1 rRNA gene is annotated in these 1,531 nt (G+C 54.5%); it reads right to left on the bottom strand.

The features are described from left to right. Positions 1–85: 85 nt before the first annotated feature. Positions 86–1,531 (bottom strand): 23S ribosomal RNA (locus tag ACSC1P_RS22075); the annotation flags it as partial.

Genomic DNA, 1,531 nt, shown 5'->3' with positions numbered 1-1,531 from the left:
AACAACCAATGTGTAAACGCAATCCAGTTAACGCCTGAACCTGTCGACAGGCCGTGTATCAGAATACACGTCCCATCATGCGGTATGAATGTGTGGCTTGATCTGTTAGTGCTCGCGGGCTGAATGCCTCGTTGCCTCGGCACGTACACCCCGAGTCTATCTAACTCGTCTTCTACGAGTGATCTCAGCGGTACTTCTTTTCCATGTGGGTTTCGAGCTTAGATGCATTCAGCTCTTACCCCGTGTGACGTAGCTGCCCGGCACGTGCCCTCTCGGACAACCGGTACACCAGTGGTCACCATTCGTAGTTCCTCTCGTACTATACGAACGTTCACGTCAAGTACCATAACACCCCCAATAGATAGCAGCCGACCTGTCTCACGACGGTCTAAACCCAGCTCACGACCTCCTTTAATAGGCGAACAACCTCACCCTTGCCCGCTTCTGCACGGGCAGGATGGAGGGAACCGACATCGAGGTAGCAAGCCACGCGGTCGATATGTGCTCTTGCGCGTGACGACTCTGTTATCCCTAAGGTAGCTTTTCTGTCATCAATCTCCCGCATCCAGCAGGATGATTGGTTCGCTAGACCACGCTTTCGCGTCAACGTTCCTCGTTATGAAGAACATTGTCAGCCCATCTTATGCTCTTGCGCTCTTCTCCGAGTCTCCGACTCGGATGAGATGGACGTAGGGCGCGCTCGATATCTTTTCAAGCGCGTACCGCCCCAGTCAAACTGCCCGGCTACCGGTGTCCTCCTCCCGGAGTGAGGGTCACAGTCACTACTGGATAGTATTTCAGTGGTGCCTCGGTGATCCGCTGGCGCGGATACCTGCGTAATGGCTCCTATCTATCCTGCACAGTAGCGACCGTGTCCCAGCGACAGCCTGCAGTAAAGCTCTATAGGGTCTTCGCTTCCCCTTGGGGGTCTCCAGACTCCGCACTGGAACGTACAGTTCACCGGGCCCAACGTTGGGACAGTGACGCTCTCGTTGATCCATTCATGCAAGCCGCTACTGAAGCGGCAAGGTACTACGCTACCTTAAGAGGGTCATAGTTACCCCCGCCGTTGACGGGTCCTTCGTCCTATTGTACTAGGTGTTCAGATACCCGCACTGGGCAGGATTCAGTGACCGTACGAGTCCTTGCGGATTTGCGGTCACCTATGTTGTTACTAGACAGTCGGAGCGTCCGAGTCACTGCGACCTGCCCCTCTCCGGGGCAGGCATCCCTTATCGCGAACTTACGGGACTAACTTGCCGAATTCCCTAACGTCGGTTGTTCCCGACAGGCCTTGGCTTTCACTGCCACGAGCACCTGTGTCGGATCTCGGTACGAATCTCATACTCACCTTTTCACGGGCTCTAGGTACGACTGACTTGCGCTATCCCGCCGTTCTTCCGCTTCCTGCCATTACGGCTTCCACGGAGTTTGACGGTTCGACTGGGCGATAGCCCAGCTCAGTTGTTCCCAAAGCGTCAGTTTTCAATGTATGAGAGCACTGGAATATTAACCAGTTTCCCTTTTGTCA

Origin of the sequence: Haloarchaeobius caseinilyticus (assembly GCF_051207395.1) — an archaeon.
Classification (GTDB): Archaea; Halobacteriota; Halobacteria; order Halobacteriales; family Natrialbaceae; genus Haloarchaeobius.
This window is presented reverse-complemented; position numbering and strand designations above follow the sequence as displayed.